This window comes from Kitasatospora sp. NPDC056446, from assembly GCF_042796115.1.
GTDB lineage: Bacteria > Actinomycetota > Actinomycetes > Streptomycetales > Streptomycetaceae > Kitasatospora.
In genome coordinates this window covers 202,723-218,107 of the sequence record NZ_JBHTRF010000001.1, presented here as the reverse complement: position 1 = coordinate 218,107, position 15,385 = coordinate 202,723, and the positions used below count along the sequence as shown (strand labels likewise).

At 73.9% G+C, this 15,385-nt stretch carries 13 protein-coding genes; 8 read left to right on the top strand and 5 right to left on the bottom strand.

Annotated elements, in window-relative coordinates; all coding sequences use genetic code 11:
* Nucleotides 1–69 precede the first annotated feature (69 nt).
* The 4 genes from ACFQ6N_RS01065 (at nucleotide 70) to ACFQ6N_RS01050 (ending at nucleotide 3,812) form a co-directional block, all read left to right on the top strand.
* Nucleotides 70–1,056 (top strand): FecCD family ABC transporter permease, encoded by a 987-nt coding sequence (locus tag ACFQ6N_RS01065; protein WP_380646011.1) that lies wholly within the window; start codon nucleotides 70–72, stop codon nucleotides 1,054–1,056.
* Complete coding sequence (locus ACFQ6N_RS01060) at nucleotides 1,053–1,871, top strand: ABC transporter ATP-binding protein (RefSeq protein ID WP_380646010.1); 819 nt, start codon at nucleotides 1,053–1,055, stop codon at nucleotides 1,869–1,871. The genes ACFQ6N_RS01065 and ACFQ6N_RS01060 overlap by 4 nt, the downstream gene beginning before the upstream one ends.
* A complete protein-coding gene (locus tag ACFQ6N_RS01055; RefSeq protein WP_380646009.1) occupies nucleotides 1,868–2,611 on the top strand; it encodes a ferredoxin in 744 nt (247 codons plus the stop codon). The genes ACFQ6N_RS01060 and ACFQ6N_RS01055 overlap by 4 nt, the downstream gene beginning before the upstream one ends.
* A gap of 166 nt (nucleotides 2,612–2,777) precedes the next feature.
* Entirely contained in the window at nucleotides 2,778–3,812 is a 1,035-nt protein-coding gene (locus ACFQ6N_RS01050) for an SMI1/KNR4 family protein (protein ID WP_380646008.1), read from the top strand.
* 127 nt (nucleotides 3,813–3,939) lie between these two features.
* Here the strand turns inward: ACFQ6N_RS01050 and ACFQ6N_RS01045 are convergent, their stop codons facing one another.
* The 3 genes from ACFQ6N_RS01045 to ACFQ6N_RS01035 form a co-directional block, all read right to left on the bottom strand.
* Nucleotides 3,940–5,145 carry a cytochrome P450 gene (locus ACFQ6N_RS01045; RefSeq protein WP_380646007.1) on the bottom strand — a complete coding sequence of 402 codons (1,206 nt, stop codon included), beginning with the start codon at nucleotides 5,143–5,145 and terminating at the stop codon, nucleotides 3,940–3,942.
* A gap of 105 nt (nucleotides 5,146–5,250) precedes the next feature.
* Entirely contained in the window at nucleotides 5,251–5,469 is a 219-nt protein-coding gene (locus ACFQ6N_RS01040; RefSeq protein WP_380646006.1) for a ferredoxin, read from the bottom strand.
* Nucleotides 5,470–5,686: 217 nt separating this feature from the next.
* Nucleotides 5,687–5,968: a hypothetical protein gene (locus ACFQ6N_RS01035; protein WP_380646005.1), complete on the bottom strand. Its 282-nt coding sequence runs from the start codon at nucleotides 5,966–5,968 to the stop codon at nucleotides 5,687–5,689.
* A 447-nt stretch (nucleotides 5,969–6,415) separates the two neighbouring features.
* Between ACFQ6N_RS01035 and ACFQ6N_RS01030 the strand changes: the two genes are divergently transcribed.
* The 3 genes from ACFQ6N_RS01030 to ACFQ6N_RS01020 all read left to right on the top strand — a co-directional run bounded on the left by ACFQ6N_RS01030 (nucleotide 6,416) and on the right by ACFQ6N_RS01020 (nucleotide 12,172).
* On the top strand, nucleotides 6,416–8,704 hold the full coding sequence (locus ACFQ6N_RS01030) for a polysaccharide lyase 8 family protein (protein WP_380646004.1): 2,289 nt from the start codon (nucleotides 6,416–6,418) through the stop codon (nucleotides 8,702–8,704).
* A gap of 486 nt (nucleotides 8,705–9,190) precedes the next feature.
* Nucleotides 9,191–11,221, top strand: a complete 2,031-nt coding sequence (locus ACFQ6N_RS01025) for an ABC transporter ATP-binding protein (RefSeq protein ID WP_380646002.1) — start codon at nucleotides 9,191–9,193, stop codon at nucleotides 11,219–11,221.
* 33 nt (nucleotides 11,222–11,254) lie between these two features.
* Nucleotides 11,255–12,172: a phosphorothioated DNA-binding restriction endonuclease gene (locus ACFQ6N_RS01020; protein WP_380646001.1), complete on the top strand. Its 918-nt coding sequence runs from the start codon at nucleotides 11,255–11,257 to the stop codon at nucleotides 12,170–12,172.
* A gap of 140 nt (nucleotides 12,173–12,312) precedes the next feature.
* Here the strand turns inward: ACFQ6N_RS01020 and ACFQ6N_RS01015 are convergent, their stop codons facing one another.
* A complete protein-coding gene (locus ACFQ6N_RS01015) occupies nucleotides 12,313–13,347 on the bottom strand; it encodes a zinc-binding dehydrogenase (RefSeq protein ID WP_380646000.1) in 1,035 nt (344 codons plus the stop codon).
* Between the two features lie 216 nt (nucleotides 13,348–13,563).
* On the opposite strand from ACFQ6N_RS01015, the gene ACFQ6N_RS01010 reads away from it, so the two are divergent.
* Nucleotides 13,564–14,451 carry a helix-turn-helix transcriptional regulator gene (locus ACFQ6N_RS01010; protein ID WP_380645999.1) on the top strand — a complete coding sequence of 296 codons (888 nt, stop codon included), beginning with the start codon at nucleotides 13,564–13,566 and terminating at the stop codon, nucleotides 14,449–14,451.
* Between the two features lie 90 nt (nucleotides 14,452–14,541).
* Here the strand turns inward: ACFQ6N_RS01010 and ACFQ6N_RS01005 are convergent, their stop codons facing one another.
* A complete protein-coding gene (locus tag ACFQ6N_RS01005) occupies nucleotides 14,542–15,171 on the bottom strand; it encodes a hypothetical protein (RefSeq protein WP_380645998.1) in 630 nt (209 codons plus the stop codon).
* Nucleotides 15,172–15,385 lie beyond the last annotated feature (214 nt).

Here is a 15,385-nt window from a genome sequence, read left to right as displayed (position 1 = left end):
GGGGCCCCCGGGGGGGGGGCCCCCCCCCCGGCGGCCCTGGCCGTCGGCGCGGCCCTGCTCCTGGCCACCGTGCTGCTCGGCCTCGCCGTGGGCTCGCGGCACGAACCGGTCGGGACGGTGATCGACGTCGTGCTGCGCCGTCTCGGTCTGGGCGACCCGCAGGTGACGCTGCTGGACGACCAGATCGTCTGGCAGTTGCGGCTGCCGCGGGTCCTGGGAGCGGCTGCCACCGGCGCCGGCCTCGCGGTCTGCGGCGCCGTGCTGCAGACGCTGACCGGGAACGACCTGGCCGATCCCTTCCTGCTCGGGATCTCGGACGGAGCCGCCGCCGGCGCGGTCACCGTGATCGTCCTCGGCGTCGGCGTGTCCGGTGCCCTGGGCACCGGCGCGGTGTCGACGGCGGCCTTCGCCGGCGCCCTGCTCGCCGCCGTCGTCGTCCTGGCACTGGCCGGCGCGCGCACCCGGTCGCTACCGACCACCCGGACCGTGCTCGCCGGCATCGCCGTGGGACAGATGTGCGGGGCCTACACCTCGTTCGTCGTGATGGTCCTCGGGGACCGCAACGCGGCACGCGGTGTCATGGAGTGGACGCTGGGCTCGGTCGCCGGCGTGCGGTGGCCCACCGCCGTCTTCCTGACGGCGGTGGCGCTGGTCGGTGTCACGGTCCTGGCCTCCTCGGCCCGCGACCTGGACGCCTTCGCCTTCGGCGAGACCGCCGCCCGCTCCCTCGGCGTCCACGTCGAGCGCACCCGCTGGGTCCTCGTCGCCACCGCCGCGCTGGTGACCGCGTGCCTGGTCGCCCACACCGGCGTCATCGGGTTCCTCGGCCTGGTCGTACCGCACGTGGTCCGTCTCGTCTGCGGCCCGCGCCACGCCCTCCTGCTGCCCGTGTCGGCACTGGTCGGCGCGTCCCTCCTGGTGGGCAGCGACGTCCTGGCGCGCTCGGTCCTCCCCGACCGGGAGATCCCCGTCGGCGTCATCACGGCCGGGCTCGGAGCGCCCTTCTTCGCCTGGCTGCTGTGGCGCCAGGGACGGGCCGACGGGGGTGCGCGGTGACGGCGACACCCCCCGTCGAGCTGCGCGCGGAGGGACTGCGGGTGCGCGCCGGCGGAGCCACCCTGCTGGACGCGGTCTCGCTCGCGTTCCGCCCCGGCCGGATCACGGGCCTGCTCGGGCCCAACGGCGCCGGGAAGACCACCCTGCTGCGCGCGGTCGCCGGACTGACCCGGCCGAGCGCGGGCCGGGTCCTCCTGGACGGCGAGGACCTCCACGTGCTCACGGCCCGCCGGCGGGCACGGCGGGTGGCCTTCATGGAGCAGCAGGCGGACACCCGGCTGTCGCTGCCGGTCCGTCAGGTCATCGAGCTCGGACGCACACCGCACCGCGGCCGCTGGCCCGTGCCGACGGACTCCGCCACCGGCGCCCACGAGCAATCGGTGTTCGCCGGCGCCGTCGCCGCGGCCGACGTCGGCCATCTGCTCGACCGGTCCTGGCCGACGCTGTCGGGCGGCGAGCGGCAGCGGGTCCAGCTCGCCCGGGCGCTGGTGCAGGAGCCCGGCGTGCTCCTGCTCGACGAGCCCACCAACCACCTCGACCTGCGCCACCAACTCGGCTTCCTGGGCGCCGTACGCGGGCTGGGCATCACCACGGTGGCCGCGCTGCACGACCTCGAACTCGCCGCCGCCTACTGCGACGAGGTCGCCGTCCTGCTCGACGGCCGGCTGGTCGCCCACGGGCCCACCTCCGAGGTGCTCACCCCGCCCACGATCGCGCACGTCTACGGCGTCGACGTCACCGTGGAACGGCACCCCCGGCACGACAGGCCGCACATCCGGTGGAACGGACTGCTGCACGAAAGGACGACACCATGACCTCCCCCGCCCCGGACGCCCCCGCCCGCCGCAGTGCCGTGCTCCTGGTCGGCATGTCGGTCGGGGAGGCCGTCCGCCGTGACGAACTCCTCCGCACGGCCGCGTCGCACCGGGCCTCGATCGCGTTCCTCCAGCAGGCGGACCCCTCCCTGTCGGCCGAGCTGACCAGGCTGGCCGACGCGGGCACCGAGAGCGTGGTCCTGGTCGGCGTCCGCCTCGTGGCCTCCGGCCCGGCCCAGTCCTGGCTGCGGCGGATCGCCGCGTACTGGTGGCGTGAGCGCGCGGGCCACCGCCCCGAACTCCTCGTCGCGACCCGCCTCGCCGACTCGCCGGAGGCGGTCGCCGCGGTGGCCGCGGTGACCAGGCCCATCACCGGCGAGGAGCCCGGCCTCACGTCCGCGGCCTGGGAGGACGTCACCGGCCACCGGCACCAGGTCCTGGTGTGCCGCGGCCCGCGGTGCACGGCCATGGGCGCGGAGGAGGGACTGCGCGCCCTCGTCCAGGCACTGACCGAGCACGGCCTCGGCGACGACGACGTGCTCGTCACCCAGACGGGGTGCCAGTTCCCCTGCAACCAGGCCCCCGTCGCCAGCGTGCAGCCGGACGACGTCTGGTACGGGAGCGTCGACCCGGCCGCCGCCGGCCGCATCGTCACCGAGCACCTGGCGGGCGGACGGCCGGTCGAGTCCCACCGGCTCCCCCGCCGCAGGAGGGAGCAGACGGGCCACCACGGCGGCTGACCGCGGCCACCACGGCACGGGAGCGGTGCGAGCCCCGCTACGCGTCGACCTTGACGGGCACCTTGACGGGCAGTCCGGGGTACTCCGGCCCGGAGAGCTCCCTGACGCCGCCGTCGGCCGGGAACCGAACGTACAATCGCCGGACGAGTAGGCACAGGAGGATGCGGTGGGACACTTCGAGGGCTTCGACGTCGCCGGGTTCTGGGACGACTCGGCGTACGCGCTCAAGGAGTACGTGGAGGAGGCGCCGCCCTCGCGGGAGTCGATCGAGGCGTTGGAGGACGAGCTCGGCGGGTACCGCCTGCCCGGCTCCTACGTCGCGCTGATGACCGCGCACAACGGCGGCACCCCGGCCCGGACCTGCTTCCCCATGCCCGAGGCGACGTCCTGGGCCGAGGACTACATCGAGATCACCGGTATCCGGGGCATCGGGCGGACCCGGCCGCAATCGCTCGGCGGCGAGTTCGGCAGCCTGTTCTGGATCGACATGTGGGAGTACCCCGACATCGGTGTCTACTTCGCCGACATGCCCTCGGCCGGCCACGACATGCTCGCCCTCGACTACCGCGCGTGCGGCAGTCACGGCGAGCCGACCGTGGTGCACGTCGACCAGGAGAACGACTTCGCGATCACCCCGGTCGCCGAGAACTTCGAGGCGTTCGTCAGGGGCCTGGTCGACGAGTCCGTCTACGACACCTCGGAGCAGGACCGGCTCGACGCCCTGGCCACGGTGCGCGACGGCAGCTTCTCCCCGGTCCTCCTACGTGCCTTCCGCGAGGTCGCGGACGTCCTGCCCGACGCGGACCGGCGAATGCGCGCGCTCGCCGAGGCAGTCGTGCACGACAAGGGGTTCTTCGCCCTGCACGCCGACGCGCGCTCCATGCTGATGTACGACTACCTGTTCTGGCTGTTCACCGGCTTCAACCGGGTCGACTCCTTCGAGCGGTACCTGAGGACGCCTCCGCAGAGCGAGCGTTCCTACACACTGCCGGACTACGAGCTCATGATCGCCTTCGGCCTCGACCCCGAGCAGTACGGCTTCCGCACCGGCGGATACGCCCCCGGCTTCCTCGAAGAGTGGTGGAACTCCCGCACCGCCTCGGGCCGCATCGCCGAGACCGCCGGCGGCTACCGGTTCACCGAGGCCGCCGTCACCGCGCTGCTCGACGAACTCGCCACCGCGGCCGGGCAGGGCGGGTAGCCGTACCCGCCGGGGCGACGGCGTACCCCGCAGGCCGCGTCGGGAATGCGACGGCCCGTGCCGCGCCTACCTGCGCAGGCGCGGCATCCGGCACACGATCCGGTGAGAGTTCTCCACTGGGCCCCGGTCACCAGGCCACGGGCAGTGACCGCATCCCGTAGATGAACGACTCGGTACGGAACTCGCGCTCGCCGGCCGGCCGCAGCCCCGGCAGCCGGCGGAACAGCGTCTCCAGGGCGATCTGGAGTTCGGCGCGGGCCAGCGGCTGGCCCAGGCACTGGTGCACGCCGAAGCCGAACGCCAGGTGCCGCCGGGCGTCCCGGTACAGGTCCAGCTCGTCCGTCGCCCGATGGCCGGCGCCGCCGAACGCCGCCTCGTCCCGGTTGGCGGTGGAGAGCATCGCCATCACGCCCTCCCCGGCCCGGACGGTGACGCCGCCCAGCTCCACGTCCTCCAGCGCCACCCGGGGCAGGCCGGTGTGCACGATGGTCAGCAGCCGCAACAGCTCCTCCACCGCGCCCGGCAGGGTGGCCGGGTCGGCCAGGCCGGGGATCTGCTCGGGGTGCTCCAGCAGCAGCGCGGTCGACAGCGCGATCATGTTCGCGGTCGTCTCGTGCCCGGCGACCAGCAGCAGCACGCCCATGGCGGCCGCGTCCTCCGGAGTCAGGTCGTCCCGCGCCGCGAGTCGGCTGAGGACGTCGTCCTCCGGCTGTGCGCGCTTGCGGGCCGTCAGGTCGCGCAGGTAGCCCAGGACCTCCTCCTGGGCCTCCCGGAGCTGCTCCACGGTGCTCTCCTGGTTGAGCATCGTGCGGCTCAGGCCCTGGAAGCGGTCGTGGTCCTCGTACGGCACGCCGAGCAGCAGGCAGATCACCAGCGAGGGCACCGGCAGCGCGAAGTCGGTGACCAGGTCGGCCGTGGTCCGGCCCGCGGTCATCCGGTCCAGTGCCTCGTCCACGATCCGCTGGATCTCCGGGCGCAGCGCCTCCACCCGCTTGACCAGGAATTCCCCGGTGAGCATGCGGCGCTGACGGGCGTGCTCGGGGTCGTCGAGCCGCAGGAAGTCCGGGTTGTCGGTGATCAGCTCGCGAGCGCCGGCGACCAGCAGCGGGAAGGCCGGATGGCGGATGTCGGCACTGAACCGGCGGTCGGACAGCACGGTGCGGACCTCGGCGAGGCCGGTGACCAGCCAGCAGAGGTCGCCGTCGGGCAGCTTGGCCCTGGTCACCGGCCCGGTGGCGGCGGCCTCGGAGTACGCGGGCGGCGGGCCGAACGGGCAGCCGCCGGAGTGCCGGGCCGGCACCGGGAGGACGGGGGTCGTGGGTGCGGTGGTCAAGGCGGGGGTCTCCTCACGTCGCGGGTGTTCTCGTGGGGTTCGGGGCCCGGGAGGGTTCCCGGCGGCCTGCGGGGCCGGCGGCGGGGGTCCGTCGGCGGGGGTCCGTCAGGCCCCGGTCCGCGCGGGCTCGTCCCCGGTGACGGTGATCGCCCGGCCCGGGCAGAGCTCGGAGGCGAGTCTGACGTCGTCGAACTGCTCGGGCAGCAGGACGGTCTGACGGAGCATCACGAGACTGTCCCGGTCGTCCTGGTCGAAGACCTCGGGGGCGTTCGTCACGCACATGCCGGAGCTGCAGCAACGGTCCCGGTCGACGCTCACCTGCATGTCGGACACCTTTCGCCAGGGCGGCGCCGGCTGCCCGGCGGCCGCCTCTCGTTGTCACGGTCAAACTAGCCGTCGCCGGTCCGTTTACGGACGGGTACGGTGGCCGGACCGAGAACGGCTGATTCGGCCCCTGTGTGTGAACCCCCATGGCGGCACAATGCGTTCAACCCGCGGATCTTTGCCGGGCGGGTCGGCGGACCGGGCCGCGCGGACGGCCTCACAAGCCTTCGGCGGCGGCCGACTCCCGTACGGAGGCCACCGTGTCGGCCTCGGCGGCGCTCTTGTCCCGTCGGTAGCACACCACTTGGGCGAACCGCCGGGCCGGCCCGCCGGGGTAGCGGGGGCCGCGCCGGAGGCCGTCGAAGGCGACCTCGACGACCGGTTCCGGCCGGACCGGTACCGTCCGGGCGTCCCGCCCGGTCTCCCGGGCGGGCAACGCGGCGGTCTGCCGGGCGAGCGTCCGGTCGGTCAGCCCGGTGAAGGTCCTGCCGGGCAGCACCCACGGGCCGAGCCCCGGCCCGCGCCGGTCACTCGATCAGCCGTGACTCCCGCTCCAGGGGCCCTGTTTGCTCCGGTCGACGGCGGTGTCCCCCGACCGCACACACCCACTCGCAGGCACCCCTCGTAAGCACCCACTCGTAGGCACCCCTCGTAGGCACCCGCGCACGGACGCCGCGCGGCGTGCCTCGCGCGGCCGTATCCACCGGGCGGCCGGTCGCGCCGGGTCGCACGATGGGAACGCTCAGCAGCGCCCGTGGGCGGTGGCGCCCCGACGACGGGAGCGCCGCCGCCACCCGCGGCCTCCGGCCCGGGATTCCGGGCGGGGTACCCCTCGCTCCGGCGGGCGCGCTGTGGCCGCCGCCTCTCCTCGCCCGACTCCGGACTTCCGCAGCCCCGAGCCCACACGGCTGCGCCCGCACCGCCGAGCCCGTGAAAGGAACCCGCCATGCCGGCCGACGAGTCCGACGAGTACGCCGAGCTGCGCGCCCGGTGGACCGGCCTGATGCTGGGCCGGGGCTTCTCCCCCACCGAGCAGCCGTTCAAGTACCGGCTCTCCGCCCTCGGCAAGGAGGCCCACGCCCACCACGGGACGATGCTCCGCACGCCCGGCGCGCTCTGGTCCGACCTGGACTTCACCGCCACGCACGACGCGCGCACGCGCTCCTCGCGCATGTGCGCGAGCTACCGGCGCCTGCGCATCATGGCCGAGGCGTTCGTCCAGCCCGGTACCGGCCACACCGGCGCCGCCGACCTGCTCGACGCCGTCCTGTACGGCCTGCGCCACCTGAACAGCGCCATCTACAACCCGTCCACCCCGGCCGGATCCGAGAACTGGTGGGACTGGCAGATCGGTGCCCCCCAGCACCTCCTGGACACCTGCGTGCTGCTGCACCCGCACATCGCCGCCGAGCAGCTGCACCGGTACGGGCTCGCCGTCGACCACTTCGTCACCGACGCCAAGGTCGACAAGTCGACCGGTGCCAACCGTGTCGACCTGTGCCGGGTCCTGGTGCTGCGCGGCATCGTGGGCGAGCAGCCCGAGAAGATCGCCCGGGGCGCGGGATCCCTCTCACCGGTGTTCCCGTACGTCACGTCCGGCGACGGGCTGTACGCCGACGGCTCGCTCATCCAGCACGGGAACGTCCCGTACACCGGCACCTTCGGGCAGGTCCTGCTCGACGGCCTGGCCCGGCTGTTCGCCCTGCTCGACGGCTCGCGGTGGGCCGTCACCGACCCGCTCCGGCAGAACGTCCACGACGCGGTCGACCGGTGCTTCGCACCCTGCCTCCACGACGGACTGGTGATGGACCACGTCTCCGGCCGCGCGATCAGCCGGCAGGGCGGCAGCGACCACGGCCGGGGCCACTCGCTCATCGCCGCCATCGTGCTGCTCGCCGAGTCGGAGCCGGCCGCCGACCGCGCGCGCCGGCGGGCCATGGCCAAGGGCTGGCTGCTGCGCGACACCTGGTCGGATCCGCTGAACGGCCTGGGCATCGACGCGCTGTCGCTGATCAAGCCGCTCCTGTTCGACGGCACCGGGCCCGCGGAGGAACCCGTCGGCCACACCATCCTTCCGGCGATGGACCGCGCCGTGCACCGCAGGCCGCAATGGACGGTGACGGTGTCCATGTCCTCGCAGTGGATCACGTACTACGAGACCGGCTACAAGGAGAACCTGCGCGGCTGGCACACCGGTCAGGGCATGCTCTACACCTGGGTCGACGGCGACGGGCTCGGCCAGTACGCGGACGCGTTCTGGCCCACCGTCGACCCGTACCGACTGCCGGGCACCACCGTGTCGAGGAAGAAGCTCGCCGACGGCTACCCCGGGCCCTGGCACGACGCCGCGCCGGGCGTGCGCTGGGTCGGCGGCGCCACCGACGGCACGTACGCGGCGGTCGGCCAGAACATCCGGGGCCTGAACAGCACGCTCCAGGCGAAGAAGTCCTGGTTCTTCCTCGACGACTGCGTCGTGTGCCTGGGCGCCGGCATCCGGGCCTCCGGCGGCGAACTCATCGACACCGTCGTCGAGAACCGCAACCTCGGCGAGCACGGCAGCCGGACGTTCACGGCCGGCGACGGGACGGTCCTGACCGGGCCCTTCCCGCCGCGGACACTCCCCGGCACCCGGTGGGCCCACCTCTCCGGGCACGGCGGCTACGTCTTCATCGGCGGGGTCAACCTCCAGGCCGCCTGGGAGAAGCGCACCGGCGCGTGGCACGACATCAACCACGGCGGGTCCACCACACCGGTCAGCCGCGAGTACCTGACGCTCCATCTGGCACACGGCACCCCGACCAGGCCCGAAGGCTCCGACTACGCCTACGTCCTGCTGCCCGGCGCCACCGCCGACACCGCCGAGTCCCGGGCGAAGAAGACCGACAGCTGGCTCAAGCTCGCCGCCAACAACGAGAAGCAGCAGGCGGTCACGGTACCCGCGCTCGGGCTGAGGGCCGTCAACTTCTGGTTCGGCGGCACCGTCGGCCCGCTCACCGCCACCGCCCCCGCCTGCGTCCTGGTCCGCGAGGTGGACGGCACCGGCACCCTCTGCGTGTCCGACCCCAAGCGCACCGGCGACACCTTCGACCTCACCTGGGACCGCGCCGTCACCGAAGTGATCTCCCGGGACCCCGCCATCGAAGTGCTCCACCACGGCACCTCGCTGACACTGCGCGTCACCCCCGGCACGGCCGGCGCGACCCACCGCTGCGTGGCACGGCTCGCCCCGCAGTGAGGCCCGCCGTGAGGCCCGCACCCCCTCGCCGCCGGCCTGCGGACCGACTGTCGCCCGAAACCTCACCCGGTGCCCGACCAGCCGAACGGGTGAATCCGGCGACGACTGCGCACGGCGGCGGCGCCTCGCCCGCGAGGTCGTTCGCGAGGTCGTTCGCGAGGTCGTTCGCGACCGCCTCGCAGCCGTCCGGACCCGCCTGAACCCGGCCCGGCCACCGTGCGCGACCGCTTGGCGGGCGCCGTCGGCCACCCCTCGGGGCTGCTCGAAAAGTCCCTGTTCGACCCGGGCTCGCCCGGAGGAAAACCCGCTTGGCCACCGCGCCCGGACAGCACCATCATCGAACCCTTCCCGATCGCGCCGACTTCATCAACTCACTTGTCGGATAACCGACTTGAGGCGTCCGTGCACGCCAACGCGGTGCTCGTCCACGCGCTTGCCCCGCCCATGCCCCCGTCCCTGTCCCTGTACCTGTTACTTGGAGGATCCGTGGCCCGTCCCCCCGTCTCGGCGACTCGACCCCAGGCCGAACCCCAGCCCCGGCCCCCGGGCGACGCCGAGGAGGAACTGCGCTGGCTGGCCGACGGCCGGCGCATCGAGACGATCGAGGCGATCAGCGTCAGCGCGATGGCCCGTCGCCTGCCCATGCTCGTGGTCCGCGCCTTCCGCCTCGGCTGGCGGATCGACCGCACCTCCGTGGCCGTCCTGCTCGCCTGCCAGGTCGTCTCCGCCGTCCTCGGCGCCGCCGGGCTGTTCGCGGCCACCGGCACGATCGCGGCGCTGTTCGGCCCGGAGCCGGTCGTCGACAAGCTCACCCGGGCCGCGCCGTCGATCCTCGTGATCGCCGCCGCGGCCGGCGCCCGCGCGCTCCTCGGCATCATGATCCGGACCATCACCATCCACCTGTCCCCGCGCATCTCCCGGGAGGCGGAGGCCTCGGTGCTGCGGGCCACCGTCGCCGCCGAGCTCACCGCCTACGACCACGCCGGCTACAACGACGAGTTGGAGGCCGCCGACCGGGGCGCCGAAGTCTGCGTGGACATCGTCGGCGAGGCACAGAACCTGATCGCCGCCCTGGCCTCGCTGGTCGGCGCCGCCGGAGTCCTGACCGTGCTCCACCCCGCCCTGCTGCCGCTGCTGGTGGTCGCCGCGCTGCCCCAGGGCATCGCGTCGGTGCACGCCGCGCGGGTGCAGTTCCTCGCCAACCGGGCCGCGATCGGCGACCGCCGGGTCATGGCGAACCTGCGCTGGTACATCCACCTCAAGCGCAACGCCGACCAGGTCCGCTCCGACACCATGGGCGGCTTCCTCCTCGACAAGTACGAGCAGGTCGGCCGGCGCCTGGACGCCACCTCCCGCAAGGCCGCGCGGCAGAGCGCCCGGGTCTCGGTGATCGGCGCCGCCGCGACCGGCCTCGGCACCGCCCTGGTGTGGGCCGCGATGCTCTGGCTCGTCAGCAGCGGCCGGATGAGCCTGCCGCGCGGCGGCGCCGCCGTGTTCGCGCTCACCGCCGTCGGCACCAGCCTGCGCGGCATCGTCGGGTACGGCGCCGACCTGTTCCGCACCGGCATGTACCTCGACGACTGGTCCACCTTCCTCGACACCGCCGGCGGCCACCGTCCGCAGCGCGGCACCGCCGTCCCGCAGGCCCCGCGCCGGATCGAGGTGGAGAACCTCCGCTACGCCTACCCGTCCTCGGAGCGCACCGCCCTGGACGGGGTGAACCTGCACGTCGAACGGGGCGAGATCCTCGCCCTGGTCGGCGAGAACGGCTCCGGCAAGACCACCCTCGCCAAACTCCTCGCGGGCCTGTACCTGCCCGACGGCGGTTCGACCCGGTGGGACGGCCAGGACACCCGCGACCTCGACCCGCACGCCCTGTGGCGCCACGTCGCCGTCGTGCCCCAGGACTACGCGCGCTGGCCGATGACCTGCCGGGAGAACATCACCCTGGGCCAGCCCACCCCCGACGGCGACGCGGCGGTCATGCGCGCCGCGCAGGCCTCCGGCGCGGACGAGGTCGTCGCCAAGCTCCGCCGGGGCCTCTCCACCCTGCTGGCGGTGGAGTGGATGGGCGGCGAGGAACTGTCCGGCGGGCAGTGGCAGCGCCTGGCCATCGCCCGCGCCTTCCACCGCGAGGCCGGGCTCCTCGTCCTCGACGAACCCACCGCCGCACTCGACCCGCGCGCCGAACACCGCATCTTCCAGAACCTGCGGGCCGTCGCGCGGGAACGGGCGGTCGTCCTGGTCACCCACCGGCTCACCAACGTGGCCGTCGCCGACCGGATCGTCGTCCTCGAGGACGGAAAGGTCCTCCAGGAGGGCACCTTCGCCGACCTGGTGGCCCAGGAGGGCGGCCGGTTCCGGGAGTTGTGGGACCTGCAGAACGAACGCACCGGCAGCCCCGCCCTCCCCGGCCAGCGCAACCACCCGGCCGGCGAGACCGGGGAGAAGGGCGGGAACGGCGGGGCCGCCCGGGAGCGGAGCGGGAACCGGAGCGACCACGGCGGCCCGGCGTGATCCCGCCGGGCCGCGCGAACTACCCTGACGGCCATGGACTGGCTCGATCGGGTGGCGAAGCTGAGGCGCTGGACGAACAACGGCGTCCGGGCTCCGCACAAGCCCCTGCTGCTGCTGTACGCCCTCGGCAGCTACCAGCAGGACGCCGACGGCGAACTGCGCTACAGCGCGGTCGAAGCGGAGCTGAAGCGCCTGCTCGCCGAGTACGGTCCGTCCCACCCGACCACGCCCGCCTACCCGTTCCACCACCTGGTCAGCGACGGCGTGTGGGAGGTCAGGACCGACCGGGGCCCCGGAAGCCCCGGCAGCGGCATCGGCGTCCTCCGGTCCAGCGGAGCCACCGGCAGGCTCGCTCCCGGGCTGCGGGCCGCACTCGGCGAGGAGCCGCCGCTGCTCGGCCGGATGGCCAGGGTCCTGCTGGACACCCACTTCCCGACCTCGCTGCACGCCGACCTCTGCGAAGCCGTCGGCCTCGACCTGGAGCAGGCCGAGACCGGCGCCGTACCCGGGGCCGACGCCGCGGCCCGCCGGCAGCGGGACCGGCGGATGCGTGAACTCGTCCTCACCGCCTACGAGTTCCAGTGCGCCTTCTGCGGCTACGACGGCACCCTCGGCGCGAGCACGGTCGGGCTGGAGGCCGCGCACGTCCGCTGGTGGTCGCACGACGGGCCGGACGAGGTCGACAACGGCCTGTGCCTCTGCTCACTGCACCACAAGCTCTTCGACAAGGGCGTCCTGGGCCTGGCGCAGAACCACCGCATCCTCGTCTCCGACCGCTTCGTCGGGCGCAGCGAGGCCAGCCGCCGCCACGTGCTCGACCTCGCCGACCGCCCCGTCATAGGCCCGCAGCCGGGCCGCCCGCCGGTCGCGGCCCACCACCGGAGGTGGCACGAGCAGCAGGTGTTCCACGGCGTCCCCCGCCAACCGGCGGGCCCGGCGCCGACCCGGTAGGCGCCGGGCCCGGCACGGGCAGTGCCCGTCCGCGCAGGCGGCGGCCGTCCCCGCCGTGGCACCCCAGGGCACGGGGTGCCACGGCGGGAGGAACTCCTCCCCGCACGTGCGGGGGTGGTTCGGGGCCTTCCGGCAGGCCGTCAGGGCCGGATCAGGACCTTCAGGGCCTGCCGGTCGTTCATCGCCCGGTAGCCGTCGGCGATGTCCTCCAGGCCCATGGTGCGGTCGAAGACCCGGCCCGGGGTGATCGACCCGTCGAGGATGTACGGCATCAGCTCCTCGATGTAGGCGCGGGCCGGGGCGACGCCGCCGGTCAGGGTGATGTTGCGCAGGAAGTCGGCGAACCCGAAGGGGACGTCGGCGGACTGCGGCGCGCCGACGCGGCTGATCGTGCCGCCGGCGCGGACCGCGCCGAAGCTCTGCACGAGCGCGTCCGTCAGCCCCACGCACTCCAGGACCCGCCGGGTGCCCTGGCCGCCGGTCAGCTCGCGGACCCGGGCGATGCCCTCCTCGCCGCGGTCGGCGACCACGTCGGTGGCGCCGAAGGCGCGGCCCAGGTCGGTGCGTACCCGGTGGCGGCCCATCAGGATGATCTGCTCGGCGCCGAGCAGCTTGGCGGAGATCACCGCGGCCAGGCCGACGGCGCCGTCGCCGACGACGGTGACGCTGTCGCCGCGCCGCACGCCCGCGGTGCGGGCGGCGTGGTAGCCGGTGCAGAGGATGTCGGACAGGGTCAGCAGGTCGGGAAGCAGCTCGGAGTCCTCGCCGACCGGCAGCCTGACCAGGGTGCCGTCGGCGTGGGGGACGCGGACGGCCTGGCCCTGGCCGCCGTCGACGCCGTCCAGGCCCCACCGCCCGCCGTGGACGCAGGAGGTCTGCAGTCCTTCGCGGCAGTACTCGCAGGTGTTGTCGGCGTAGACGAACGGGGCCACGACCACGTCGCCGGGCCTGATCCCGCGCACTCCGGCACCGGTGTCCTCGACGACGCCCAGGAACTCGTGCCCCATCTGGCGGGGGTGGTCGGTGGGCGGCAGCGACTTGTACGGCCACAGGTCGCTGCCGCAGATGCAGGACAGCACGATCCGGACGACCGCGTCGCTGGGGTTCCGGATCCCGGGGTCGGCGACGTCCTCGACACGGACGTCGTCGGCTCCGTACAGCAGGGTGGCTCGCATGAGCGCGGCTCCTCAGGTGCAGATGGTGGCGATCGGGAGGCCGGACGGCGGCACGCGGTGCCCGCCCGGCCCCGGCGGAGCCCGAGGGGCGGGCCGCCGTTGACGTCATCCACCCTGCTCCTGCTCCCGCGCGTCAGGCAGGCCGGGATTTGCCGGGGTGCGACAGGGCCCCCCTACGGCCTGCCGGCAGCGCGGCCGCCGCGAGACACTGGGCCCATGGCCCCCGACACCTCCAGCGGCACCGAGCTGGCCCGCTTCCTGCGCGCCCGGCGCACCCAGACCAGCCCGGCCTCCGTCGGCCTCACCCCCGGCCCCGGCACCCGCCGCACCCCGGGACTGCGCCGTGAGGAGCTCGCCACCCTCGCCGGGGTCAGCATCGACTACTACACCCGCCTGGAACGCGGCAAGGAGACCCGCCCCGGCCCCGGCGTCGTCGACGCCCTCGCCCGCGCCCTCCGGCTCGACGACGACCAGCACCACCACCTGCGCGAACTCGCCGTCCGGGCCGCCCGCTACGCACCCGAGCCGGCCCCGCCGCCCAGCCGGACCGTGCCCCCGCACCTGAAGCTGATCCTCGAAACCCTGCGGCCCAGCCCCGCCTACGTCGTCAGCCGCGCCATGGACGTCCTGGCCACCAACCCCGGCGGCCTGGCCCTGTACGCGGGCATGGAGGAATGGCCCGCCACCCGGCGCAACATCGGCCGCTACCTCTTCCTCCACCCCGCCGCCCGCGAGCTCTTCCCCAACTGGGACAACCAGATCCGCGGCTGCGTCGCCCGCCTGCGCGCCCTGGCCGGCACCGACCCGGACGCCCCCGACCTGGCCGCCCTCGTCGGCGAACTGCTCCTCAAGAGCCCCGACTTCGCCAGGCTGTGGGACCGCTACGAGGTCACCGGCCGCAGGAACGCCACCAAGACCTTCCGGCACCCCCACGTGGGCACGATCACCCTCGGCTTCCAGGGCCTGCAACTGGAGGGCACCCCCGGCCGGCGCATGGGCATCTACACCGCCGAGCCCGCCACCCCCGACCACGACGCCATGCTGCTGCTGGACATGACCGCCACCCCGACCCCCGACCGGCCCCAGTCCCGCGAACTGACCTGAGGCCCCCGCTCCCCTCCCCACCGATCAGCGGGAGCCGGCCGGCCCGGGTGGTGGCGCCCGGGAGGCCCGGGCGCCACCGGTGTCGTGCGGTCAGCAGGCGGCCGGGGTGGGTGCGGTGACCACGGAGTCCCAGGCGAAGCCGGCGATCTGGTTGGTGCGGTCGACGACGAGGTCGAAGACGTGCCACTGCCCGTCCGTGTCGATCCGGCTCACGCTGCACATGGGCGCGACGGAGTCGCCGGGGTTCGCGACCATGTAGCCCCAGTCGGCTCGCGGGTACAGGTGCACCCACGTCTGGGTGGTGACGGTTCCCGCGGTGCCGACGGAGCCGCACCAGGTCGTGGACGGGTTGGTCAGGTAGCTCTCCAGGGTGTAGCCGGCGTAGGTGAGGTTGTGGTCGAGGACGAGGTCCCAGATCTCCCCGCCGCGGCTCACCCAGCACACGGTGGCGATGTCGTGTCCCCGGTTGACGACCAGGTGCTCGGAGTCGTAGGTCGGCAGGAAGTGCACCCAGGCGGAGTCGAGGCTGGGGATCAGCTGCGTCCCGACTCCGACGCCGTCGAGGTTCGCGGTGGCGTCCGTGTGCGTCCGGCCGGCCGCGGCTGCGGGGGCGGCTGCCGGCTTCTGCTCGGCGGCGGATGCCGCGGGTGCGGCGACGGTGGTGGCCGTGGCCAGTGCCAGTGCGGCGAGTGCCAGTGCGGGCTTGACGATGTTCCTCATGGTGTTCCCCTCCGTTGACGGTTCCCGGAGGCCGCGGCGTCGCGCCGCGGCCTCTGTCCGACAGGGGCGGGCTGGCCCATCTCTCGTACGAACAGCCTCAGTTGATGGCTTCAGCCCGTCTCATAAATCTGAGTTTATAGCGACCTGATGGTCTGTCAACCGCCGCAGAGGGCAGGACATTCGTCAACTACACTTGACCAGCGAGAACGTCATG